The organism is Aeromonas sp. R2-2, from assembly GCF_040908355.1.
GTDB lineage: Bacteria > Pseudomonadota > Gammaproteobacteria > Enterobacterales > Aeromonadaceae > Aeromonas > Aeromonas veronii.
In genome coordinates this window covers 1-21927 of the sequence record NZ_JBFODQ010000098.1, presented here as the reverse complement: position 1 = coordinate 21927, position 21927 = coordinate 1, and the positions used below count along the sequence as shown (strand labels likewise).

Genomic DNA, 21927 nt, shown 5'->3' with positions numbered 1-21927 from the left:
CGGGGCGTTTTTCGTTGTATAGCCGGGCCACGTTCACGACAGTTAGCCACCCCACCCTTGCGGGTACTTGTAGCCGACGAAACGCTTGGCTGCATAGGCTTTGAAAGCCGCCGAGTTGTAGGCCGCCGCCACATCTTTGGCAAAAGGTTGATCCGCATCTGCGCTTTTCACCACCACCCAGTTGATAAAATCGTAGCTGCGCTCCAGAAACAGTCCTTCACTGAACGGGATTCCGCTGGAGGCGGCAAAATTACCGTTGATCACCGAGAAGTCCACATCCTCGCGCGAGCGGGGCAGTTGCGCCGCCTCCAGCAACACCAGCTTGAGATTGTGCGGATTGTTCACCACATCAAACTCGCTCGCCTTGAGCGGGTTGATCCCCTCCTTGAGGGTCAGCCAACCGAGATCCTGCAACATCAGCAGAGCCCGCGCCTGATTGGTGGGATCGTTGGGAATGGCCACCGTGCTCCCCTTTTTCACCTTGTCGAGTGCCGCCAGCTTGCCGGAGTAGAGCCCCATCGGGCCAGTTGGCACTTGGGTAATGGGTGCCAGCGACAAGCCGCGATCTTTGGCAAAACTCTCCAGATAAGGTTTGTGCTGGAAGCAGTTCACATCCAGTGATCCGTCAGCCAGAGCAATATTGGGAGTCACATAGTCGGTGAACTCCACCAGCTTGACCTTGTACCCCTTGGCTTCCAGCTGCGGCTTGATGGAATCGGTCACCATGTCGGCAAAATCCCCCACCGTGGTACCAATCACGATCTCCTGTTTGGTCGGCAAGGACGCATCGGCGGCAACCGCGGAAAAAGAGAGGCTCCCGACCGCTATCGCGGCAATAAAGGTGCTGGCGCCAGCAGTGGCGCGCAAGGAAGCAGTCAAAGGAGAAGATAAGAAGGAACGAAACGGCATAGGGACTCCCTGTCAGGTACGCATCAAGCTATGGGACTACGGCGGGGTGGCTCTCAGAGATTAAGCCCCTCAAGCCGCAGCAATCTAGCCATCCAAACGGCTATTTCATTTACCATAACAGAGCCATCCACCGCCGCCAAGCAATAAACCGCTGGTTCCACCTCATCACCCTTGCTGTCCCCCCGAATGCATAGCTGTACTCACGTTGGCACACACAACCATGCCGCTCACGTTCAAGAGCGCACGAGCTCCCCTCGGGATTGCCCCGAATCGAGATGGCTGCGGCGAAGGAGAGTCGCGAGAGGAGTGAATTACAGATAAAAAGATCAGTAGCGAGCGGTGAGAACCATTCTCAATAAAACACATAACCAGCGTCATTGGAATACCTACCACAAACCAGATCGGATTTCTTTGAACCTCATTGCGTTTTTTGAAAATGGCTCTTTTTGAACCCCTTTCACCCGTGTATAGATTTCCGTCGCACTCAGGATGAGTGCGATCCAAGATGGAGTTAAAAAAATAATGAAGCAAACATCGTTAGCACTGGCGATCACAGCACTGCTGTCGACCCTGCCTAGTGCGCTCGTTCAGGCAAATGAAGGTTGTGCGCCGCTCACCGGCAAGGAGAGCGGCATGGATATCGGACGCAGCAGCACCGAGCGCTGCCTGCCAGGTGCCAATCCCCTGCAGGATCAGCAGTGGTATCTGCTCAACAGCGGCCAGGATGGATTCAGCGCCCGTGGCGGTATAGCGGGCAATGATCTCAACCTCTGGTGGGCTCATCGCACCAGTGTGCTGGGCCAGGGAGTCAATGTGGCCGTGGTGGATGATGGTCTGGCCATCGCTCACCCGGATCTGGCGGAAAACGTGCGTCCGGGTTCGAAAAACGTGGTAACCGGCAGCGATGACCCGACCCCGACTGATGCGGATACGGCCCACGGCACCTCGGTCTCCGGCATCATTGCGGCGGTAGACAACGCCATCGGTACCAAGGGGATTGCCCCGCGAGCCCAGTTGCAGGGGTTCAACCTGCTGGATGACAACAGCCAGCAGTTGCAGAAAGATTGGCTCTACGCCCTTGGCGACAGCGATGCCAGCCGCGACAACCGGGTGTTCAACCAGAGCTACGGCATGAGTGTGGTGGATCCCCGCTCTGCCAACTCTCTGGATCAATCCCAGCTTGATCGCCTGTTTGAACAGCAGACCCTCAAGGCGCAGGGCGCGGCCTATATCAAGGCCGCCGGCAACGGCTTCAACAAGATAGCGGCGGGCGGCTATGTGCTTAACCGCACCGGCAATGGTCCCAAATTGCCGTTTGAAAACAGCAACCTCGATCCCTCCAACAGCAACTTCTGGAACCTGGTGGTGAGCGCGCTCAACGCCGATGGCGTCAGATCCTCCTACTCCAGCGTCGGCAGCAACATCTTCCTGAGCGCGACCGGCGGCGAATACGGCACCGACTCTCCGGCGATGGTGACCACGGATCTGCCCGGCTGCGACATGGGTTACAACCGCACCGACGATCCCAGCACCAACCGGCTGCACGGCAACCCGCAGCTGGATGCAAGTTGCGACTACAACGGCGTGATGAACGGCACCTCCTCCGCCACCCCCAGCACCTCCGGCGCCATGGCGCTGCTAATGTCCGCCTACCCGGATCTGGCGGTACGTGACCTGCGGGATCTGCTGGCGCGCAGCGCAACCCGGGTCGATGCCACACAGAAACCTGTGATGGTCAGCTACACCAGCAGCACCGGCAAGGTGCGTGATGTGAAAGGGCTGGAAGGGTGGGAGCGCAATGCCGCCGGTATGTGGTTCAGCCCGACTTACGGTTTTGGTCTGATCGACGTCAACAAGGCCCTTGAGCTGGCAGCCAATCACCAGCCCCTGCCCCCGCTGGTGCAACTGCCGTGGCAGAAGATCAATGTCAGCGGCAGTGCCGCCGCCATTGCGGATGTGGGCAACAGCCCGACCAGCTCGACAACCCGCATTGCCACACCATTGACGGTGGAAGCGGTTCAGGTGATGGTGAGCCTGGATCACCAGCGCCTGCCCGATCTGCTGATCGAACTGGTCTCCCCCGCCGGCACCCGCAGCATCCTGCTGAGCCCCTTCAACAGCCTGGTCGGCCAATCTCTCGACCAGCAGCAGCTGGGCTTTGTACGAACCAAGGGATTGCGTGACATGCGGATGCTATCCAACAAGTTCTACGGCGAATCGGCGCAAGGCACATGGCGACTGGAAGTGACCGACGTTGCCAACGGTACCCGTCAGGTCTCTCTGCTCAATCGCGAGACCCGTGAGCGTACCACCCTGACCGAGCGAAACAATCGCCAACCGGGCAAGCTGATCTCATGGTCCCTGCGGGTCCTGGGTCACGATGCCAACCGCAGCTAACACGCTAGGAGTATTACCATGAACAAACCTGTTACCTTGCTTCTGGCAACCCTGCTGGCCCCCCTCTCGGGACAGCTCTGCGCCCAGGAGTCCATCACCATGGATGGCAAGCAGTACAGCACCATAGAGGTGAACGGCCAGACCTACCTCATTCCTGACAACGGCAGCAAGAAGCGGGTCGCCCGCAGCCTTGACAGCAAGGTCCCGCAACAGACCCTGCGCCGCGGTGACGTGTTGATGCAAGGGGCCGCCAGCCCGGAGCTGACGGTAAGCGGCACCCTGCTGGTGGAAGCTGACGATGCCAGCGCCAAGGCGCTGGCGACTCGCCACGGCCTGAACTTCAAACAGAGCAGTGGTGGTATCGCCCTGCTGGAGGCCAAACCGGGCACCGATCTCAATGCCATCGCCACCAAACTCCAGAGCGAGGGGGTGAAGGTACAGATCGAGCTGTCGGGGGCCGAACAGCAGCCGAAATAGGTCGCGACACGCAGATAACAAAGGGGGCCATTATGGCCCCCTTTCTGTACTGCTCATTTTGATAGTGGCTTACTTGGCACCATGCTGCTCCGCCAGATAGAGCCAGGTATCGACCACGGTATCGGGGTTTAGCGACACCGAGTCGATCCCCTGCTCCACCAGCCAGGCGGCGAAGTCCGGATGATCAGATGGGCCCTGACCGCAGATCCCCACGTACTTGCCCGCCTTGCGCGCGGCCTGGATCGCCATCGCCAGCAGCGCCTTGACCGCCTCGTTACGCTCGTCGAACAGATGGGCGATGAGCCCAGAATCCCGATCCAGCCCAAGAGTAAGCTGGGTCATGTCGTTGGAACCGATGGAGAAACCGTCCACGTGCTCGAGGAACTTGTCTGCCAACAGGGCATTGCTCGGGATCTCGCACATCATGATCACCTTGAGCCCCCGCTCGCCGCGGCGCAGACCGTTCTCGGCCAGGATGTCGATCACCTGCTCCGCCTCGCCCACGGTGCGCACGAAGGGGATCATCACCTCGACGTTGGTCAGCCCCATCACATCACGCACCCGCTTGATCGCCTCGCACTCGAGGGCAAAGCAGGAGCGGAAGCTGTCGGCGATGTAGCGGGATGCGCCACGAAAACCGATCATCGGGTTCTCCTCGTGGGGCTCGTAGCCACGACCGCCCACCAGATTGGCGTACTCGTTGGACTTGAAGTCCGACATCCGCACGATCACCCGCTCCGGCCAGAATGCAGCGCCCAGAGTGGCGATCCCCTCGGTCAGCTTGGCCACGTAGAACTCCCGCGGGCTGTCGTAACCGGCGATCATCTTGCCGATGGTGGCCTTGAGCTCTGGGGTTTGCTGGTCAAACTCCAGCAAGGCCTTGGGGTGCACCCCGATCATCCGGTTGATGATGAATTCAAGGCGTGCCAGTCCTACCCCGGCATTGGGCAACTGGGCAAAGTCGAAAGCGCGGTCCGGGTTGCCGACGTTCATCATGATCTTGATGGGCAGGCGCGGCATATTGCCCACCTCGGTCACCGCCACGTCGAAGTCCAGCTCGCCGTCATAGATAAAACCGGTATCCCCTTCCGCGCAGGAGACGGTGATCCGCTGGCCCGGCTGAATATGATCGGTAGCGTTGCCACAGCCCACCACTGCCGGAATGCCCAGCTCGCGGGCGATAATGGCGGCGTGACAGGTGCGGCCACCCCGGTTGGTGACGATGGCGGAGGCCCGCTTCATGATGGGCTCCCAGTCCGGGTCGGTCATGTCGGTGACCAGCACATCGCCGGGTTGTACTTCGTCCATCTGGCTGATGGATGAGATGACCCGCGCCGGGCCCGCGCCAATCTTGTGGCCGATGGCCCGCCCCTCGATCAACACCTTGCCCGCTTGCTTGAGGGCAAAACGCTCGAGGGTGTTAGCCTCCTGGCGGCTGCGCACGGTTTCCGGGCGCGCCTGCACGATATAGAGCTGGCCATCCTGACCATCCTTGGCCCACTCGATATCCATCGGGCGGCCATAATGCTGCTCGATGATGAGGGCCTGTTTCGCCAGCGCCATCACCTCCTCATCGCTGATGCAGAAGCGGCTACGCTCGGCCTCATTGGTATCGACAATTTTCACCTGACGGCCGTGACCAGCATCGTCCGAGTAGGTCATCTTGATAAGCTTGGAGCCGAGGGTCTTGCGCACCACCGCCGGGCGGTCCCCCTTGAGAGTCGGCTTGTGCACATAGAATTCATCCGGGTTGACCGCGCCCTGCACCACCATCTCGCCAAGACCATGGGCCCCGGTGATAAAGACCACGTCGTTGAAGCCGGACTCGGTATCCAGAGTAAACATGACGCCGGAGGCGGCGAGATCCGAGCGCACCATCCGCTGCACCCCGGCCGAGAGGGCAACACCCTTGTGGTCATAGCCCTGATGCACCCGATAGGAGATGGCGCGATCGTTGAACAGGGAGGCAAACACATGCTTGACCGCCGTCATGACGGCATCGATGCCACGTACGTTGAGGAAGGTCTCCTGCTGACCGGCAAAGGAGGCGTCCGGCATATCCTCGGCAGTGGCGGAGGAGCGCACCGCAAACGAGGCCTCGACACCGGTACTCAACTTTTCATAGGCAACCCGGATAGCCTGCTCCAGCTCGGGCTGGAACGGGGCTTCGATCACCCAGTCGCGGATCTGCTGACCTGCCCGGTTGAGGGCGGCGATATCGTCCACGTCCAGATTGTCGAGCAGATGGTGGATCTTGCCGTTGAGGCCGCTTGACTCCAGAAACTCGTTAAACGCAAAGGCGGTGGTAGCAAAGCCTCCCGGCACGGATACGCCGGCGCCAGAGAGGTTGCTGATCATCTCGCCAAGGGATGCGTTCTTGCCGCCAACTCGTTCTACGTCCTGCATTCCGAGTTGTTCGTACCAGAGCACGTACTGTTGCACTTGGATGTCTCCAGGTTGGTGGGCACCGATGCCATAGCACCTCGTGCGCCCGATTTAATCGATGAGGTTATGGGTAAGTCAGGTGCGTTATTGTCTGTTTCTTTTGTTGCCAACGACCATGAAAACGTTTTCTATTGGTTTTCAAAAAAATCCCCGAGCAAGCGTTGGGGATGGTCGAATGACCGGAACATTCTACAATGGCGACACAAAAAGATAACGATTCAGGTTTGCAAGCCACTTCACAACTTGGGCACAGCAGACCGGTTGACAAAACTGGTATGGTTTCGGGAGATACTTCTCACCCTTTACCCCATGCGACCCCACCCGCGGTATCACAGGAGCCCTACGTGCACACCGTATTTTATGTTTCAGACGGCACCGCCATCACCGCCGAAGTGTTCGGCCACGCGGTACTGAGCCAGTTTCCGCTGGCCTTCGAGCAGATCACTATCCCCTTTGTGGAGACACTGGAGAAAGCCCGTCAGGTACGGATGCGGATCGACGAGCAGTTCCGCCAGACCGGGGTACGCCCCATCCTGTTTCACACCATCGTCGACCCGCAGGTACGGGAAGAGGTGCTCAAATCGGAAGCGTGCGGCCACGACTTTCTCAACACCTTCGTCAGCCCGCTGGAGCAGGAGCTGGGGGTAAAAGCCGAGCCCCGCCTCCACCGCACCCACGGTATGGAGAACCGCAAGCTCTATGACGATCGCATCGAGGCGGTCAACTTCGCACTGGCCAACGACGATGGCATCACCACCAAAGAGTACGATGAGGCGGACATCATCCTGATCGGGGTCTCCCGCTGCGGCAAGACCCCCACCAGCCTCTATCTGGCGCTGCAGTTTGGCATTCGCGCCGCCAACTACCCCTTTATCGAGCAGGACATGGGGATGCTGGAGCTGCCGGCCCCCCTCAAGGCCAACCGTCACAAGCTGTTTGGCCTCACCATAGCGCCGCAGCGGCTGCACGAGATCCGCAACCAGCGCCGTGCCAACAGCCGCTACTCCTCCATCGAACAGTGCGAGCAGGAGCTGGCCTGCGTGGAGCGACTGTTTCGCCAGGAGGCGATACGCTTCCTCGATACCAGCTCCCACTCGGTGGAGGAGATCAGCGCCAAGGTTCTCGAGGCAACCGGTCTGCGCCGCCAGCTCTGTTAAGCCAGCTTGACAGCTATCAGCATCAACAAAAGATAAAAATTACAGTGTCGCGGCGAAAGTCAGCTGTGGCGAACTGCAATTCACATAGATGACAGTGAAAAGCGTGGGTAAAAAAGGGATAAGCACCACAAATGCTTATCCCTCTTCTTGTCGACCTTGGCGTTGTGCCCTTGTCACCCGCTGCCAGTTAGCCGCTATTCGATTCCGTTCTGCTGCGCTCGGCAAACAGCCAGCGTTCACTAACGATTGAGCTCAGGGTTGTTCATCAACCGGGCATAGAAGGCCAGCAAACCGTGGCGCAGGCGAACCCGCTCCGCCAACCAGCCGCCAACGAGCGCCCCCGTTACACCACCCACCAGCAACAGCGGCTGCCAGTAGTGCAGCAACTCCTGATCACCGAGTAACAGCCAACCCAGCAACATAATCGCGGCCACCAGCAACAACAGCGGACTGGCGGCAATCCCTAACCAGAGCGCCACCAGCACACTCCGGGCAACCCCTTGTTGCAGCACGCTTTCGCGTTCCCTGTGCTCCAACTCCCTGCACTCTTCCTTGCACTCCCGCTTGTTTGGCATCATTTGCATCCATTTGTGGCTTGGCACCACAAAAGCACACCAACAAGACAAAATGTCAATAAAACAGAATTCGATTGCACAAACATCAACCAAAAACTACCAAGAAGCCTCTTCAGATCATGAAAAAGCTGCCTTTGGTACAAAACACGGCCATTAGAGATGGAAAACAGGTGCATTCATGGCGAATTATCACTATTCTGCTTCGGTTACCAGCCAACACCAAAAATTGAAAATGGCATTGCGTAACGAAATTAATACAGCTTTCGTCAGGTTTTGGCTACGCACTGCGGCCTGCTCAGGATGAGCCCAACACCGACCAGAGACAACAGAGACGTAAGGACAGACCCATGGATTTGAAACAAGACGGTGAGGAGCTGAAGCGCGGCCTTAAAAACCGCCACATTCAGTTGATTGCTTTGGGCGGCGCCATCGGCACCGGCCTCTTTCTGGGCATTGCCCAAACCATCAAGATGGCAGGCCCCTCAGTCCTGCTGGGTTATGCCATCGGCGGCTTTATCGCCTTCCTGATCATGCGCCAGCTCGGTGAAATGGTGGTGGAAGAGCCGGTAGCCGGCTCCTTCAGCCACTTTGCCTACAAATACTGGGGTGAGTTTGCCGGTTTCGCGTCCGGCTGGAACTACTGGGTGCTCTACGTGCTGGTGAGCATGGCCGAGCTGACCGCGGTGGGCATCTATGTCCAGTACTGGTGGCCTGAGATCCCGACCTGGATGTCGGCCGCCTTCTTCTTCGTGCTGATCAACGCCATCAACCTCTCCAACGTCAAAGCGTTTGGCGAAATGGAGTTCTGGTTCGCCATCATCAAGGTGGTCGCCATCATCGGCATGATTGGCTTTGGCGGCTATCTGCTCATCTCCGGTGCCGGCGGACCCGAGGCGAGCGTCACCAACCTGTGGGCTCAGGGCGGTTTCTTCCCCAACGGCATCAGCGGTCTGGTGATGGCGATGGCGGTGATCATGTTCTCCTTCGGCGGTCTGGAGCTGGTGGGCATTACCGCCGCCGAAGCGGACAACCCCGAGAAGAGCATTCCCAAGGCCACCAATCAGGTGATCTACCGCATCCTCATCTTCTACATCGGTGCTCTGGCTATCCTGATGTCCCTCTACCCTTGGGGTAAAGTGGTGGAAGGCGGCAGCCCGTTCGTGATGATTTTCCACGCTCTGGACAGCAATCTGGTCGCCACCGTACTCAACATCGTGGTGCTGACGGCGGCACTGTCGGTCTACAACAGCTGCGTCTACTGCAACAGCCGGATGCTGTTCGGTCTGGCCAAACAGGGCAACGGCCCGAAAGCCCTGCTCAAGACCAACAAGAGCGGCGTGCCACTGGTTGCCCTCTCGGTCTCGGCCATCGCCACCCTGCTCTGCGTGCTGATCAACTACCTGATGCCGGGCAAGGCGTTCGGCCTGCTGATGGCGCTGGTGGTCTCCGCACTGGTGATCAACTGGGCGATGATCAGCCTCGCGCACCTCAAGTTCCGCAAGGCCAAGGTCGCAGAGGGTGTCCAGCCCAAGTTCAAGGCGTTCTGGTATCCCTTCGGCAACTATCTCTGCCTCGCGTTCATGGCCGGTATTCTGGTGATCATGTACATGACCCCCGATTTCCGCATCTCGGTCGAACTGATCCCCGCCTGGCTGGTGGTACTGGGCATTGGCTTTGTCATCAAGCGCAAAGGACAAGCCCAACGCAAGGTCGCAGCCAATCTGGGTTAATACCCGCAGCTGAGAAAAACAATGCAAAACGCCGATCGGATGATCGGCGTTTTTTATTGCGCGCAGCGCAACTGACCGCACGACTAGCAGCCATAGCCCTCAGGAAGGCAGCTCTTGCCTTTGATCTTGCCGATGCTCCGGGCTATTGACGCAACACTCATCGCGGAAATAGGCGATGATCTCCTCCAACACCGCGTATTGAGAGACGCAAAGCAGGGTGCGACTCTCCCGGTTTTGCTTCACCAGCCCCACCGAGACCAGCGCCGCGATATGGTGGCTGAGGGTGGAAGCGGGGATCGCCAGCTGCTTTTGCAGCTCCCCCACCGGCAGCCCCTGCTCTCCCGCCTTGACCAGATGCTTGAAGATAAACAGCCGGGTCGGATGACCCAGCTCTTTCAATGCTTTGGCGACCTCTTCCAGTTGCATCTCTGCGCCCTCCACGAATTTGATATTTCGATAATACCAGAAATATCTTGACTGACCATTCATTTCGATTATTTTGGAAATATAGAAACCAAGTGAGGATACGACAATGAATGAGTGGTTAACCATGCTGACCGATGCAGCCCAGATGTTCCTGTTTCTGGCTGTCGAGCTGTCGGTGCTGTTTCTGGTCATTAGCGCCGGGGTCAGCCTGATCCGCCAGAAGATCCCCGACGAGAAGATCCAGCGGATGCTGGGGGCGCGCCATGGCAAGGGCTATCTGCTCTCGGCCCTGCTCGGTGCCGTCACCCCCTTTTGCAGCTGCTCCACCATCCCCATGCTGAGAGGGCTGCTCTCGGCCAAGGCTGGCTTTGGCCCCACCCTCACCTTCCTGTTTATTTCGCCACTGCTGAACCCCATCATCGTCGGCTTGATGTGGGCCACCTTCGGCTGGAAAGTGACCCTGCTCTACGCCGTGATCGCCGCTAGCGTCTCCGTCATGGCGAGCATGCTGCTCGACAGATTGGGATTCGAGCGCCATGTCATCGACCCCAAAGAGGCCACCCCCTCTTGCGGTAGCGGCTGTGGCCTGGCGACCCGCGCCACCACTCAAGCACATTGCAGTGACAACCAACGCAGTGCCATTCGCGCAATCAAACCCCTCAACGGGGCAGCGTGCTGCCCGGCTCAGCAACCAGAGATGGCAGAGCAGGCCACCCTCTCCTGCTGCGGCGATGGCACGGCAACCCTGACCAGAGCGCCACAGCTCCCCACCGCCTGGGTCAAAGCTCGCATCGATGCCTGGCAGCAGTTCAAAGCGGTATTGCCCTTCCTGCTGCTGGGGGTGCTCATCGGCTCGTTTATTTACGGCTTTATTCCGGCCGAGTGGATCGCCGCCCATGCCGGCGCCGACAACCCGCTGGCCATCCCCTTCAGCGCCATCGTCGGGATCCCGCTCTACATCCGCGCCGAGGCCGTGATCCCGCTGGCGTCGGTACTGCTGGGCAAAGGGATGGGGATGGGCGCCGTCATGGCGCTGATCATCGGCAGTGCAGGTGCCAGCCTGACCGAGGTGATCCTGCTCAAATCGATGTTCAGAACCCCGATGATTGCGGCCTTCCTTACCGTGATCCTCGGCATGGCGATCCTGATGGGCTACCTGACGCAACTGCTGTTTTAAACCACCCATTTTTAAGCAGGCAGAATGTTAAGCCAGCTGAGTGTGAAACCATCAGGCTTCCTGTATGGAAATGGTATTCACCTGACAGTTGCCCACAAAAGGGAGTGGTCATACGGCTTCAAACCGGATAACAACACGGTACTCCTACCGTGTTATCTGGAGTCACCGTATGACCACCAACGAGAAAGTAGCACCTCGCAAACTCAGCCTGCTAGAGCTCGCCAAAGAGCTCAATAATGTCAGCAAAGCCTGCAAGCGGCGTTGTTCCCCAAATAGATGCAGCTTGAATGGAACTAACTGAGGACTCGGTGATCTGATCACCACCATCCTCTTCAAATCTGCATCATGGGCACGTCGCTTCACCCCATCACAAACTGGCCTAAATACAACAAGTCTTTGATTAATCGTGGTTCACTCACCTTCTGGGTTGATGCCGAGGCCATGAGCAACTGGTTTCACCACGACCATCATGGGCGGCGGGGCCACAGCCAGCTTTACACTGACCAGACCATCGCAACCTTCCTGATGCTCAAGGGGATTTTCAACCTCACTCTGCGAGCAACACACAGCTTCCAAAGACTCGATTACCCGCTGGGCATGGCCTGGACTCCAGCGAGCTAGCTGACTCTGGTGCCACTCCCTGGCAATGACCTCAAAGCTGTTCTCGCTGGCGAGTCGGTTGGCCACCTTGCTCTGCTTACGGGCAAGACTGGGGTCGATACCGTCTGCCAGTTGCCTGCGCGCCTCCTCTCGCTTAGCCCTCGCCTCTTTCAAGGAAACCTCTGGGTAGACCCCTAGAGCTAGCACCTTCTCCTTTCCAGCAAAGCGGAACTTGAGGCGCCAGTACTTCCCCGACGAAGTTATAAGTAAAAAGAGGCCCTTTTCATCAGACAGCTTCTGCTGCTTACCAGTGAACTTGGCTTGTCGAGCTGCGGTATCAGATAGCGGCATGGGGGTATCTCCCGATTCAATTGGGGGTACATGACAGACGCTGGGGGTATAAGCCTCTACCTCACAGGCCAGGAATGGCGCGGGATTGCGGGCATGTGGGGGTACTTTTTACCCCAGTAGGAACATGTACCCCCAAAAGTACCCCCAAACTCGGGGGGATGTCATGAGGCCTTATGATACGACGAGAGACAACAAAAAACCCGCAAAGCCTTTAGCTATGCGGGTTTATGGTATGTCTTGAGACTGTATGAAACTATAGTTTGGTGCCCGAGGCCGGAATCGAACCGGCACGACGCGAACGTCGAGGGATTTTAAATCTGATTCAGCCCCATGAAAAAACAAGTACTTACATAAAAATCAAAGAGTTAGTTAACCAATGACAACCAAAAATGACCACCCATTTAAAATTTTGTCGCCACTTTGTCGCCACTTTCAGCCCCCACCTGACAGCATTCTCTGCAGCTTTCCCCACTCCTCGGCATACTCCCGACGCAGATAAAACTGCCGCAAGTTGATGGTGGTTTTCTTAAGAAGACCCGCTTCGGATTCTTCTTTCAGCAGGGCCTGGATATCAAGCCAAAGCCGATCCCTCTCAAAGCCGCTCCAAATCTCAGGGACAGGAGTCAACATGTTGGTGTAACAGACAGGGGCAACCCATTCGAACAGGGCTTTTTCCACATGCTCTATGGGAAATGCCTTGGCTACTTTGACGATGTAGCGATAGTCCACTTCGTTATCCACGAAAAACCCTGAGAGGGCTTCACACAACTCGATATCAGACCTAGTTCCCTTCATCAGAACCCCTCAGCCTCCACCCTACCCAGATTATTCTAAACCACAAACAGAAAGAGGATTTAGACGAATAGCATCCTCCAAGTGATCAGGGGCAAAGTGGGCATAGCGCATGGTCATGGCGATGGTGGAGTGACCCAGAATCTTCTGCAGCACCAGAATGTTCCCGCCGTTCATCATAAAGTGACTGGCGAAGGTGTGGCGTAGAACGTGGGTATTCTGCCCAGGTGGTAGCTCCAGCTCTGCCCGTTCGACCACCATTTCGAAAGCACGATAGCAGTCACCAAACAGACGGCCGCGCTTTCTGGGCAACTGGGCATAGAGCTCGGGGCTGATGGGTACGCTGCGGCTTTTCTTGCTCTTGGTACGGGTGAAAGTGATGCGATTGGGGGATACCTGAGACTGGGTCAGCTCCTCCACCTCAGACCAACGAGCGCCGGTGGCGAGGCAGAGTTTCACGACCAGCAGCAGATCGGGGTTTTGACTATCGGCGCAGGCGGCCAGCAGGCGCTTGAGTTCGTCGGGGTAGAGGAAGGCCAGCTCGGCCTCTGCCACCTTGTAGGCCCGCAGCCCATCAAGGGGGTTTTCCCCCTGCCACTCCCCTAGTCTTTTCAGTTCGTTGAAGACCGCACGCAGGTAGGCATGTTCGCGGTTCACCGTATTGGGTGTGACGCCCTGTTTCTCCTGGTTGATGGCGCGTCGGTCAGTGATATCGCCCGAGAGACGAGCTTCACGATATGCCGCAAAATCGCGAGCGGTGAAGTTCACAGCCATCGGGTTCCCGAGGGCATGACAGACTGTCAGCAGCTTGGACTTACGAGCCTCACCATCACGCAGGCTTTGTCCATGGCGACCAAACCAGAGTTCGACCAAATCGGAGAGATGTCGACCATCGGTAGGTTCTCCCTGCCCTTCCAGCCAAGGCTTGCCCTTGTCTGGGTCCAGCACAAAGCGCTCGAACGCCAGTGCCTCGCCCTTGGTGGCAAACTGCTTTCGTAGCCTCGGCACGTGGGGGTTAGCCTTGCTTGGCCTTCCCTCCGGATAGATCTCGGCAAGCCACTTACCTGATGTTTGTTTTCTTACTGCCATATCCCCCCCAAAAAACACTGTACCTATATACAGCATATCAATAATGATGGGGTATGTTTAGCTAGGAATACAATATACAAAAATAATAGAACTTAATAGACCAACCAAAAACGAAGTAGAGTAACGAACAGGACACCAATATTATTTAAGATTTAATAACCCTTGATAAAAAGGGAACCAATTATCTAATGACGAATACGCGTAGAATAATATTAGCGCCAACAATGGCAACCACGACAATTCTAAATAGCGCCTTATTCTTCTTTCCAACTTTTTAAATAAACCATCAAGAGCAGATGAAATATTAGTTATTTCTACATCTATAAAATTTAACTGCTGTTTGGTTTCTTTGCGTTTTTTAATAAAGACTCTCTTATATGCTTTTTGTATTTCTTTTAAACAATCATACTGAACCACGATAGACACTCGAACAGAATAAACAAGTACAATTGCAGCCAAAAAATATATAGACAAGCTGAGTGTTGTAACATCAGCATACTTATCAAGAAATGTAAGAGTGCCTATTGACACTGGAATTGTCAGCAACTTTCCACTTAAACTAATGACAGTATCCGTTAGCTTTTGAGTAAATACAACTTGTTGCTCTGCCAATTCAGAGCGGATTTTTTGAAATGAAAAGTTATTAAGATAGTTATCCCACGACTCGTTAAATGAATCTATTATTTCAGACCAAGATTCGATTATAGATGTTAGCGCAACGTTATTCATTGAGCCTAATTGCTCGGCTACCTCTATCAATGAGGTTTTAAATACAGATATCTTTTCTGATTGGTGAAAATCATTCACTTGGGATGAAACTATTTCCTCAAGTAACTTTAAGTCAGGTAATGGAGTCATAAACAGGTTAGATGTCACAGAGGAATCTACAACAAGTGTTGCCCTGCTACTATCATCCTTACCAGGCTTAACGAAAACTAATTTTTCTGATGAACCGGACTTTGATTTTTGGTCGTGATAGTTTGCCAGCTTTTTCAACTTATCAATAAATTGATACAGCAAACCTGCATTATTTATTAACTCACAGCCAGGCTCTGACAATCGATCACCATGAATGATATAGAATGGTGAGTCTATCATTTCTATCGAAAGACAATGATTATTAAAACTAAGCCATTCATTAATGTCTTTGTAAAAATAACCATTTTCATTTTGAGGCAAGACAACCTTAATCAAAATCGATGAACAACCAGAGAATTCTGTCAGTCTGCCTTTCTTGTCAATCTCCGAGGTAAAATCAGGCACTGCAGGAATAGCAGACTTATCATGAAGATCTATGACATACTTATCATCGCAGTTATCTAGCAGTTCTTTCAACAATGAAAGAAGCCTCGGCGATACAGGTAGCACCCCACTATAGCATGAGTCATTAAATTCAGGCTCATCAATAAGCCTAAATATTTCAACTGCTATGCGAAGTGCTTTATCCATCACTTGAGACTGTCCTGTTTTATCTTATCCAAGGCTGCTTTAAGTTCTTTATTGCAGCGAATAACAAGGGAATTTCCATCTTCATTATACCATATCTCACTTTTCTCAGTGAACCCTAGCATGTTTTTATCAAAGTTAACTTCCCACTTTCTAGACTTGATTGATATACGGGTTAACTCATCTAACTTTTTACTATGAACATTAAACTCCTCAGGTATTTTGAATTCTTCGGAGTTTGCTAAGGCAAATATATCACCAGTATGTTTATGCAAATTAATAGGAATTGCCCGTTTTATTGCATTTTCAATACCATCAATACTAGCCACAGATGTTTTATCATCTTTAACTGCCTTCAAGTAATCAGTCACAGACCGAACAACATCAATCCTATATTGATTTAATTCAGGGTGAGACATTATTTTATCTACTAACTTGAATGTATTTTTTGTTGCTTTGATTGGTTTAACTCCATCACTACAACCTAAGCCACGAGAAAAATATCCTGACACACCATCCGTTGTTCTAGGGCTAATAAAGCTCAGATAATAAGGTGCGTTGTCTTCAGCAGACTCATCTTCATCTTCATCTTCATCTTCATCTTCATCTTCATCTTCATCTTCAACTAAATCATTAACGTCCTCAGTAGCAGCCCCTAACGTTGATGTTTTGAAAGCAGATACATTGATACGTGCAGCTTGGTGAATTTTTGATAAATCGATTTCAGGTACAGAGATTATCTTAAGATCTTTACTTATATTTAGACCACTGGTTGCCTTAATACTTGCAATCAAAATATACTCTACTTCATTGTCATCCTCATAATGAGAAAAAACAATATAACCACCTGTAGCTTGAGATATCTTACTTGCAGACTCTTCAACTTGGCTCATAGCCACCCGACTCATAGCAATGAACTGTTTATCAACACTTTCATCTGCGACATATTTTGAGACTGCATTAGGAAAAGGGTTAACACCTGAATCAGAAAAGGAACCATAAATTGCAGCATTGCCACGACGGCTATACAATTTATCAAGACGATCAACTAACTTTATAGTATTTTCATCACTTGATGATAATAATGTTTCCCCAGGAACAATCTCGGTCACATTGCTTTCTTGTTCTTTTTTTAAAAGATGGATTATTATTTTATTTACTTTCATTTATTATCCCCGATCGTCTACACATCCCATTAAAAATATAAAAAAAGGGCGCATTAGCGCCCTTGTCGTTTACGAAAAATCCGGTGTTCTACCATCACGCCGATGATCTGGATGTGTTGTCGATCGGAGTGCATGGTGGGGTAATCGTCGTTGAGAGGGACCAGTTCAAACACCTCTTGCCCGTTCTCGTCGATGCCGCGGGGTCGGTACTTTTTGAAAGTGGCCTCGTTGCTGCCGTTCTTGGCCACGACGTAGTCCCCAGGTTGTGGCGCTTCGTCGGGGTCAACGATGATCAAGTCCCCTTCTTTGAACTGCGGCAACATGGAGTCACCACGCAACCAAAGACCAAAGCCAAAGGGGCCGATCTCACCGCTTGCAGATACGAACTCAACATTGCCATCGAAGGTAGTGGCCTGCTCACACATCTCGCGCCAGTTGCCCGCTTGGACATAGCTTAGTATCGGGATCCGTTTGCCAGGCAGCATTACCGCCGGTTCGACGTTGTGATAACCAGGAATAGGCTGTTCTTCAGCTAGCTCAGGTGTATCCCCACTCCCTGTCAAAAGCCAGTCAACAGTTACCCCCAGCGCTTCGGCCAAATCGTTCAGATAACGGCCTTTAGGCTGGTTCAGGCCAGATTCCCACTTACTGATTGAAACGCGGGTAATCCCGATTCGCTTAGCAAGTTCGTCTTGGCTCATTTTCTGCGCGCGTCTGCGTGCAGATATCCGGTCATTGATAGTTTCCATAAACCTAAGTTACCACCCCGCACCGTAACTAAAGCAACGAAACCGCTTGATCTCAAATCGACCCTTAAGTTACATTCATCTCATCCCGACACTTATGGAACGGAAAGAGAGGTGAGTAATGCAAAAATCTGAAGTGATAGAGCACTTCGGCACGGTAACAGCAACCGCGAAAGCACTGGGAATTTCACATGTAGCTGTCAGCAAGTGGGCTGAACAAATCCCGAAGGGCCGAGCCTACCAAATCGAAGTACTGACTGGCGGCAAATTGAAAGCCGAACAGACTCAAACTGCGCAAGGAAGCGCGTAACTTAAGCAACAGGAGGCACTCATGATCATAGCCCCTATCCACATAGACACCCCGGTTTGCACGGTCGAGAGCTTCTCCGAACGGACCGGTTTGACCCAGCGCACGATCGAGAACTACGTGCGTGCCGGGCGCATTCCCATCATGCCCAAACAAGGCCGCGCGGAAAAAGTGCTGATCAACCTGGTGCTCTACACCCAGCAAGCCATGAATCAGCCGGGCCTGGCACCTGCAACGGCGCCAGTGCGTCGTCCCAGAGTGTCGCGCAAGCAGAGGGATGAAAGCCATGTTTGAGCAAACTTGCAGCAAACATCATCACTTTGACTCTGCATGCTCGCGCTTTGCCGCCAGCCATTCATTGGCCGAGGTTGCCCGCGCTGCAGGTATCGGTGAGCAGGTACTGCGTAACAAGCTGAACCCGGCACAACCGCACCAACTCACCGCCCGGGAACTGGTGGCCATTTATCACGCCACCGAGGGGGATGAGACCCTGTTCGATGGTCTGTTGTTGGAGTGTGGCCTCACTGCAGTGGCTATTCCCAAGGCTGATCGAGCCCCTTCCCTGCCCCACCAGGCCATCGATCTAAACGCCAAGATCGCCAGCATCGGCCAGCGGGCGCTGGAGCTGACAGACCGCGGCCGGATCTCCCGCTCTGAGCGCAACACCCTGGTGAGTGTGGCCACCTCGGCCATGGGGTCACTCGCCATCCTGATCCACGACATTGAGGCTCGCTTTCAAGCGGTCCCGACCCTGGCCTGTGCGTCAGACATCCTGATGCAAACCATGACCATGTAAGGGGGAACCCATGCAAACCAAGCACATCGACTATGAGCAAATCAATTTGGCTGGTCTGACCCCAATGCAACAGGCAGCCATCAACACAGCAGGCTTCTTAAACCTGCGTGAGATTCTCGGCAAGTATCGCTCCAGTCTCGATACCGACTGGCTGGCGCTCAGCTCCGCCAAGAAAGCTGCGATTTGCGCCATCGCCCGCCAGTCACGGAGTGAACTGATGACCGCAACCCTGTCATCGCTTCCATATGCACAGCGCGAGGCAATCCGCCTTGCCGTGATCGCACTGGAATATCAAAGCGAATTTCGTGGTGGCTGTGACCGCAGGGAATGGCACCCGGCACCAAAGACCAGACCCATCGGAGATATCGAAAGAGAGAAGAAAGAGAGAGCAGCAAAGCTGCGCATGAAACGCGCGGTGCTGGCAGCAAGCCAGATGACCGGGCAAGGCCCACGTCCCATTGGGCAATAAAAAAGCCCGCATTACGGAGCGGCAACTCCAAGCGGGCCTTATCAACAACGTATGAGGAAGTCGACATGGCAACTTTAGCGATCCCCTGCGCACTGCGCAACCTTCGCATCCAACAACGCAAGCTGACGGGCCGCTATGGCGCCCGTCTTAGCCAACACCCGGACGGGGTTGCGCTTATGGAGCGGTCAACCGCACTGGCTTGGGCTTCTCTGTTCAGCCGCCTCAACCCCTGCACCACTCAACAAGGAGCCTGACCATGAACGCACAACCGACCCAAATCAATCTGCTCAACCACCATGCCGCCAAGCGCCTGCGTCAGTTGCGGGAGCAGTTGAAGCTGAGCCGCCCCAAGTTTGCCGACCAGCTCGGCATTCCGCCCACCACGCTCAAGAACTACGAGCTGGGATACCGCGAGATCGGGGGCGGCCTGTTCCTGCTGATCGCCAACCACCCGGAGCTGAAACGCCATGTCGATTGGGTGCTGACCGGTATCGCCACGCCGGAGGTGCAGGCATGACCAAGATCTTCCATCCCGTATCCGAGCAGGAGGCGCTGGCCGAGTTGCCGCGCCTGCGCCAGCGGCTCACCGCCAAAGCCCGCCACTCCTCATGCCTCAGAGGAACTGAGGGGAAAACCTTGTTAGCCCAGGCCAAGCGTGCCCTGCGCTGGCACCAGCTGTTTGTCAGCATCAACCGGAGGACCTGCCAATGAGCGACATCATCAAGATTGCCCGCCAGGCGCCCAAGGTGGCCGAAGGGCTGCTGGCCGATATGTTCGCCGCCAATGCCGAAGATAACCGCATCGCCCTGGGCGGGGTTTACTCCGGCCAGCAGTACATCCAGCTGCAGCTGGTTGCGACCAGCAACCCGGCTGATCTGCTCGATGATGACGGCGACGAGGACGATGAAGAGGCGGCACCACTCCCCGCACACAACCCGCTGACCACCCACTGGCTGGCAGCCCGCGCCGAGTTTATCGCCGCCGGCGGTGAGGCCAGAGGCGATCGGGATATCCCCCGGGAGCTGCTGGCGCTCGGTGCCGTGCGCTCTGTCTATTGGCTGGCGCTGGGCCAGGGCGAAACCGCGCTGGCCAAAGAGATTGGCGAGTGGTGGCAGGAGTGCGCGCCACTTCATGGGCAAGGTGAGGTGATCAAGTGACTCATCACCTGCAGCAGGAACTGACCAGCCAGATGTATCGCTGGCAAGAGACCTATCGGGAAGACGCAGCGCGGCTGCGTCTTTATCAACGGGAGCTGGCCCATGCGCGCCGGCTACCTGCCCGCCCCCGCGTCAGCATCAAGCTGTTGCTGCGTCAGTGCGCGGCCGCCCGGCGAATGAAAACCCATGCCCAGCAGCGCATCAGTGGATGCCTGTTTCGCATCAAGACGTTATCCGCTTAACGCATGACCAAGCTCACCACCCGGCTGCCGCTGTCGAGAAAGGCACAGCTGCAGCGCATCAACACCCTTTGCAACTCTCTGCCCGGCGTCAACTTTGACGCCGTTTTCGGCGGCCCACGCGGCCAATACGATCTGCTGTGGGCTATCCAGCTGCTCGATGGCCTCTCCCCCGAGTTAACCCGCGACCTGTTCAAGCAGTATGCACGGCGCCGCAAGGATTGCAGCTTCACCCATTGCCGGGCAGCCAATATCTGGCTGCGGGAGCGCACCCGCTGGGTGCGCCAGCTGCTCCACTCCATACCGGTCAACCCAAGGGAGATGCGCGATGAAGATGGCCGCAAGAAGGTGGCCCACCAGTTCGCCAACCAGACTGCAGCCATTTACAAGCACATCGAGCAGGGCATCAAAGACGGAGCCGAGCCGGATCTGCTGCAGACCTGGGAGCTGATGCGCCAACCAGCCGACCAGTGGGGCTTTATCGGCAAGATGCCCAAATTCAAATCCGATGAGGTGCGGGATAACTGGATCCTGAGCGTGCTGGTGCGCCTGCTCTCCGCCAAGTGGTGGGAGAAGCGCGTCAACCGCTGCTGGGATCGGCTGCAGGAGCAGATCAACATTCTGCTCGGCAAGGTACGCAAGGGCGTGTCGGCATATGTATCGAACGCCACCATGAAGGTGGTGCGCGAACGCAAGCGGGCCATGATGCGCTGGTTGGCCGAGTCGGAAGTGGTCAACGAGCAGTATGATCTGGTCGTGTCGATGAAGGATTGCTGGGAGGCCAGCAACGCCAACCCGGTGAACCGCCGCAACGAAATGATGGTGCGTGCTCGGGGGTTCAATGACTATGCAGAGGAGCAGGGTCATGTGGGGGTCTTCTTCACCTGGACCGCCCCGAGCCGCTTTCATGCCTGGACACAAAAGCACAACGGCAAAGCGGTAGAGAACAAGCGCTATCAAGGGGCCACGCCGCGGGAGACCTGCGCCTATCTGGCCAAACTCTGGAGCCGCGCCAGAGCCGCCCTCAAACGGTGGAACGCGCCCGTTTATGGATTTCGCGTGTGCGAGGCTCACCACGACGGCACCCCGCACTGGCACCTGCTGCTATTTATGCGCCCGGAAGATCGCAACCGGGTGATCGGCATCCTGCAACGCTATGCCCTGACCGATGACCACGAAGAGCTGGTGCGGGATATCAAGGGCGCCCCACCCTTTACCGACTTTACTCCCCGCTTCGACTGGAAAGAGATAGACCCGGCCAAGGGCGATTCCGCGGGCTATATCGCCAAATACATTGCCAAGAACATCGACGGCGCCTACCTGGACGATGACGAAGAGGCAGGCACTGCCGCCGATGAGGGCGCCTTGCATGCCGTGGCCTGGGCCAGTTGGTGGGGCATTCGCACCTTCCAGCAGATCGGCGGCGCCCCGGTCGGGGTATGGCGCGAGCTGCGCCGCATCAGCAACGCCAAGAAG

The 21927-nt window shown here is 55.4% G+C and carries 24 protein-coding genes and 2 pseudogenes; 16 read left to right on the top strand and 10 right to left on the bottom strand.

Annotated features, from left to right (window positions below; translation table 11 throughout):
- Positions 1 to 42 precede the first annotated feature (42 nt).
- The gene (locus AB5Z09_RS21155) at positions 43 to 909 is read right to left on the bottom strand and encodes a MetQ/NlpA family ABC transporter substrate-binding protein (RefSeq protein WP_368196168.1); all 867 of its coding nucleotides are present in this window, start codon (positions 907 to 909) and stop codon (positions 43 to 45) included.
- A 522-nt stretch (positions 910 to 1431) separates the two neighbouring features.
- Here AB5Z09_RS21155 and AB5Z09_RS21150 point away from each other — a divergent pair.
- Both AB5Z09_RS21150 and AB5Z09_RS21145 read left to right on the top strand, forming a co-directional pair.
- Complete coding sequence (locus AB5Z09_RS21150) at positions 1432 to 3306, top strand: S8 family serine peptidase (protein WP_368196167.1); 1875 nt, start codon at positions 1432 to 1434, stop codon at positions 3304 to 3306.
- Between the two features lie 18 nt (positions 3307 to 3324).
- Positions 3325 to 3783: a hypothetical protein gene (locus AB5Z09_RS21145; protein ID WP_236354552.1), complete on the top strand. Its 459-nt coding sequence runs from the start codon at positions 3325 to 3327 to the stop codon at positions 3781 to 3783.
- 69 nt (positions 3784 to 3852) lie between these two features.
- Here AB5Z09_RS21145 and ppsA read toward each other — a convergent pair whose 3' ends face one another.
- Complete coding sequence (ppsA, locus tag AB5Z09_RS21140; RefSeq protein ID WP_368196166.1) at positions 3853 to 6225, bottom strand: phosphoenolpyruvate synthase; 2373 nt, start codon at positions 6223 to 6225, stop codon at positions 3853 to 3855.
- Between the two features lie 347 nt (positions 6226 to 6572).
- Here ppsA and AB5Z09_RS21135 point away from each other — a divergent pair, with 347 nt between their 5' ends.
- Entirely contained in the window at positions 6573 to 7385 is an 813-nt protein-coding gene (locus tag AB5Z09_RS21135) for a pyruvate, water dikinase regulatory protein (RefSeq protein WP_064336694.1), read from the top strand.
- Between the two features lie 239 nt (positions 7386 to 7624).
- Here the strand turns inward: AB5Z09_RS21135 and AB5Z09_RS21130 are convergent, their stop codons facing one another.
- Positions 7625 to 7960, bottom strand: coding sequence for a hypothetical protein (locus AB5Z09_RS21130; protein ID WP_139462205.1), 336 nt, complete (start codon positions 7958 to 7960; stop codon positions 7625 to 7627).
- A 347-nt stretch (positions 7961 to 8307) separates the two neighbouring features.
- Here AB5Z09_RS21130 and AB5Z09_RS21125 point away from each other — a divergent pair, with 347 nt between their 5' ends.
- Entirely contained in the window at positions 8308 to 9690 is a 1383-nt protein-coding gene (locus AB5Z09_RS21125) for an amino acid permease (protein ID WP_368196165.1), read from the top strand.
- Between the two features lie 99 nt (positions 9691 to 9789).
- Here AB5Z09_RS21125 and AB5Z09_RS21120 read toward each other — a convergent pair whose 3' ends face one another.
- Positions 9790 to 10116 carry an ArsR/SmtB family transcription factor gene (locus tag AB5Z09_RS21120; protein WP_368196164.1) on the bottom strand — a complete coding sequence of 109 codons (327 nt, stop codon included), beginning with the start codon at positions 10114 to 10116 and terminating at the stop codon, positions 9790 to 9792.
- Between the two features lie 106 nt (positions 10117 to 10222).
- Between AB5Z09_RS21120 and AB5Z09_RS21115 the strand changes: the two genes are divergently transcribed.
- Positions 10223 to 11293, top strand: coding sequence for a permease (locus AB5Z09_RS21115; RefSeq protein ID WP_159157135.1), 1071 nt, complete (start codon positions 10223 to 10225; stop codon positions 11291 to 11293).
- A gap of 345 nt (positions 11294 to 11638) precedes the next feature.
- A pseudogene (locus tag AB5Z09_RS21110) lies at positions 11639 to 11857 on the top strand (transposase); the annotation flags it as partial.
- A 141-nt stretch (positions 11858 to 11998) separates the two neighbouring features.
- Here the strand turns inward: AB5Z09_RS21110 and AB5Z09_RS21105 are convergent.
- The 6 genes and pseudogenes from AB5Z09_RS21105 to AB5Z09_RS21080 all read right to left on the bottom strand — a co-directional run.
- Positions 11999 to 12244: pseudogene (locus AB5Z09_RS21105) on the bottom strand (Arm DNA-binding domain-containing protein); the annotation flags it as partial.
- A 432-nt stretch (positions 12245 to 12676) separates the two neighbouring features.
- The gene (locus tag AB5Z09_RS21100) at positions 12677 to 12985 is read right to left on the bottom strand and encodes a hypothetical protein (RefSeq protein ID WP_368196163.1); all 309 of its coding nucleotides are present in this window, start codon (positions 12983 to 12985) and stop codon (positions 12677 to 12679) included.
- A gap of 84 nt (positions 12986 to 13069) precedes the next feature.
- A complete protein-coding gene (locus tag AB5Z09_RS21095) occupies positions 13070 to 14125 on the bottom strand; it encodes a site-specific integrase (RefSeq protein ID WP_368196162.1) in 1056 nt (351 codons plus the stop codon).
- Between the two features lie 141 nt (positions 14126 to 14266).
- Positions 14267 to 15574 (bottom strand): hypothetical protein, encoded by a 1308-nt coding sequence (locus AB5Z09_RS21090; RefSeq protein ID WP_368196161.1) that lies wholly within the window; start codon positions 15572 to 15574, stop codon positions 14267 to 14269.
- Positions 15574 to 16737, bottom strand: coding sequence for a nucleoid-associated protein (locus AB5Z09_RS21085; protein WP_368196160.1), 1164 nt, complete (start codon positions 16735 to 16737; stop codon positions 15574 to 15576). Before AB5Z09_RS21085 ends, AB5Z09_RS21090 begins: the two co-directional genes overlap by 1 nt.
- Before the next feature lie 53 nt (positions 16738 to 16790).
- Positions 16791 to 17486, bottom strand: coding sequence for a S24 family peptidase (locus AB5Z09_RS21080; protein WP_323951404.1), 696 nt, complete (start codon positions 17484 to 17486; stop codon positions 16791 to 16793).
- Between the two features lie 118 nt (positions 17487 to 17604).
- Here AB5Z09_RS21080 and AB5Z09_RS21075 point away from each other — a divergent pair, with 118 nt between their 5' ends.
- From AB5Z09_RS21075 to AB5Z09_RS21030, 10 genes are all read left to right on the top strand, one after another.
- On the top strand, positions 17605 to 17793 hold the full coding sequence (locus AB5Z09_RS21075; protein ID WP_323951406.1) for a Cro/CI family transcriptional regulator: 189 nt from the start codon (positions 17605 to 17607) through the stop codon (positions 17791 to 17793).
- A gap of 21 nt (positions 17794 to 17814) precedes the next feature.
- Positions 17815 to 18084 (top strand): hypothetical protein, encoded by a 270-nt coding sequence (locus AB5Z09_RS21070; RefSeq protein WP_058056134.1) that lies wholly within the window; start codon positions 17815 to 17817, stop codon positions 18082 to 18084.
- Positions 18077 to 18586 (top strand): phage regulatory CII family protein, encoded by a 510-nt coding sequence (locus AB5Z09_RS21065; RefSeq protein ID WP_368196159.1) that lies wholly within the window; start codon positions 18077 to 18079, stop codon positions 18584 to 18586. Before AB5Z09_RS21070 ends, AB5Z09_RS21065 begins: the two co-directional genes overlap by 8 nt.
- Positions 18587 to 18596: 10 nt before the next feature.
- Entirely contained in the window at positions 18597 to 19055 is a 459-nt protein-coding gene (locus AB5Z09_RS21060; RefSeq protein WP_368196158.1) for a hypothetical protein, read from the top strand.
- 65 nt (positions 19056 to 19120) lie between these two features.
- A complete protein-coding gene (locus tag AB5Z09_RS21055; protein WP_124928296.1) occupies positions 19121 to 19309 on the top strand; it encodes a hypothetical protein in 189 nt (62 codons plus the stop codon).
- 2 nt (positions 19310 to 19311) lie between these two features.
- Positions 19312 to 19572: a helix-turn-helix domain-containing protein gene (locus tag AB5Z09_RS21050; RefSeq protein ID WP_368196157.1), complete on the top strand. Its 261-nt coding sequence runs from the start codon at positions 19312 to 19314 to the stop codon at positions 19570 to 19572.
- The gene (locus AB5Z09_RS21045) at positions 19569 to 19766 is read left to right on the top strand and encodes a hypothetical protein (RefSeq protein WP_368196156.1); all 198 of its coding nucleotides are present in this window, start codon (positions 19569 to 19571) and stop codon (positions 19764 to 19766) included. Before AB5Z09_RS21050 ends, AB5Z09_RS21045 begins: the two co-directional genes overlap by 4 nt.
- Entirely contained in the window at positions 19763 to 20212 is a 450-nt protein-coding gene (locus AB5Z09_RS21040) for a hypothetical protein (RefSeq protein WP_368196155.1), read from the top strand. The genes AB5Z09_RS21045 and AB5Z09_RS21040 overlap by 4 nt, the downstream gene beginning before the upstream one ends.
- The gene (locus tag AB5Z09_RS21035) at positions 20209 to 20454 is read left to right on the top strand and encodes a hypothetical protein (RefSeq protein WP_202004195.1); all 246 of its coding nucleotides are present in this window, start codon (positions 20209 to 20211) and stop codon (positions 20452 to 20454) included. The genes AB5Z09_RS21040 and AB5Z09_RS21035 overlap by 4 nt, the downstream gene beginning before the upstream one ends.
- Positions 20455 to 20457: 3 nt before the next feature.
- A partial coding sequence (locus tag AB5Z09_RS21030; protein ID WP_368196154.1) for a replication endonuclease occupies positions 20458 to 21927 on the top strand: 1470 nt, incomplete at its 3' end.

Bases quoted from the DNA above. Each gene is read 5' to 3' on its own strand.
- AB5Z09_RS21155 (WP_368196168.1), bottom strand. From the start codon at position 909: ATGCCGTTTCGTTCCTTCTTATCTTCTCCTTTGACTGCTTCCTTGCGC.
- AB5Z09_RS21150 (WP_368196167.1), top strand. From the start codon at position 1,432: ATGAAGCAAACATCGTTAGCACTGGCGATCACAGCACTGCTGTCGACC.
- AB5Z09_RS21145 (WP_236354552.1), top strand. From the start codon at position 3,325: ATGAACAAACCTGTTACCTTGCTTCTGGCAACCCTGCTGGCCCCCCTC.
- AB5Z09_RS21130 (WP_139462205.1), bottom strand. From the start codon at position 7,960: ATGCCAAACAAGCGGGAGTGCAAGGAAGAGTGCAGGGAGTTGGAGCAC.
- AB5Z09_RS21125 (WP_368196165.1), top strand. From the start codon at position 8,308: ATGGATTTGAAACAAGACGGTGAGGAGCTGAAGCGCGGCCTTAAAAAC.
- AB5Z09_RS21120 (WP_368196164.1), bottom strand. From the start codon at position 10,116: ATGCAACTGGAAGAGGTCGCCAAAGCATTGAAAGAGCTGGGTCATCCG.
- AB5Z09_RS21115 (WP_159157135.1), top strand. From the start codon at position 10,223: ATGAATGAGTGGTTAACCATGCTGACCGATGCAGCCCAGATGTTCCTG.
- AB5Z09_RS21095 (WP_368196162.1), bottom strand. From the start codon at position 14,125: ATGGCAGTAAGAAAACAAACATCAGGTAAGTGGCTTGCCGAGATCTAT.
- AB5Z09_RS21090 (WP_368196161.1), bottom strand. From the start codon at position 15,574: ATGGATAAAGCACTTCGCATAGCAGTTGAAATATTTAGGCTTATTGAT.
- AB5Z09_RS21085 (WP_368196160.1), bottom strand. From the start codon at position 16,737: ATGAAAGTAAATAAAATAATAATCCATCTTTTAAAAAAAGAACAAGAA.
- AB5Z09_RS21080 (WP_323951404.1), bottom strand. From the start codon at position 17,486: ATGGAAACTATCAATGACCGGATATCTGCACGCAGACGCGCGCAGAAA.
- AB5Z09_RS21075 (WP_323951406.1), top strand. From the start codon at position 17,605: ATGCAAAAATCTGAAGTGATAGAGCACTTCGGCACGGTAACAGCAACC.
- AB5Z09_RS21070 (WP_058056134.1), top strand. From the start codon at position 17,815: ATGATCATAGCCCCTATCCACATAGACACCCCGGTTTGCACGGTCGAG.
- AB5Z09_RS21065 (WP_368196159.1), top strand. From the start codon at position 18,077: ATGTTTGAGCAAACTTGCAGCAAACATCATCACTTTGACTCTGCATGC.
- AB5Z09_RS21060 (WP_368196158.1), top strand. From the start codon at position 18,597: ATGCAAACCAAGCACATCGACTATGAGCAAATCAATTTGGCTGGTCTG.
- AB5Z09_RS21055 (WP_124928296.1), top strand. From the start codon at position 19,121: ATGGCAACTTTAGCGATCCCCTGCGCACTGCGCAACCTTCGCATCCAA.
- AB5Z09_RS21050 (WP_368196157.1), top strand. From the start codon at position 19,312: ATGAACGCACAACCGACCCAAATCAATCTGCTCAACCACCATGCCGCC.
- AB5Z09_RS21045 (WP_368196156.1), top strand. From the start codon at position 19,569: ATGACCAAGATCTTCCATCCCGTATCCGAGCAGGAGGCGCTGGCCGAG.
- AB5Z09_RS21040 (WP_368196155.1), top strand. From the start codon at position 19,763: ATGAGCGACATCATCAAGATTGCCCGCCAGGCGCCCAAGGTGGCCGAA.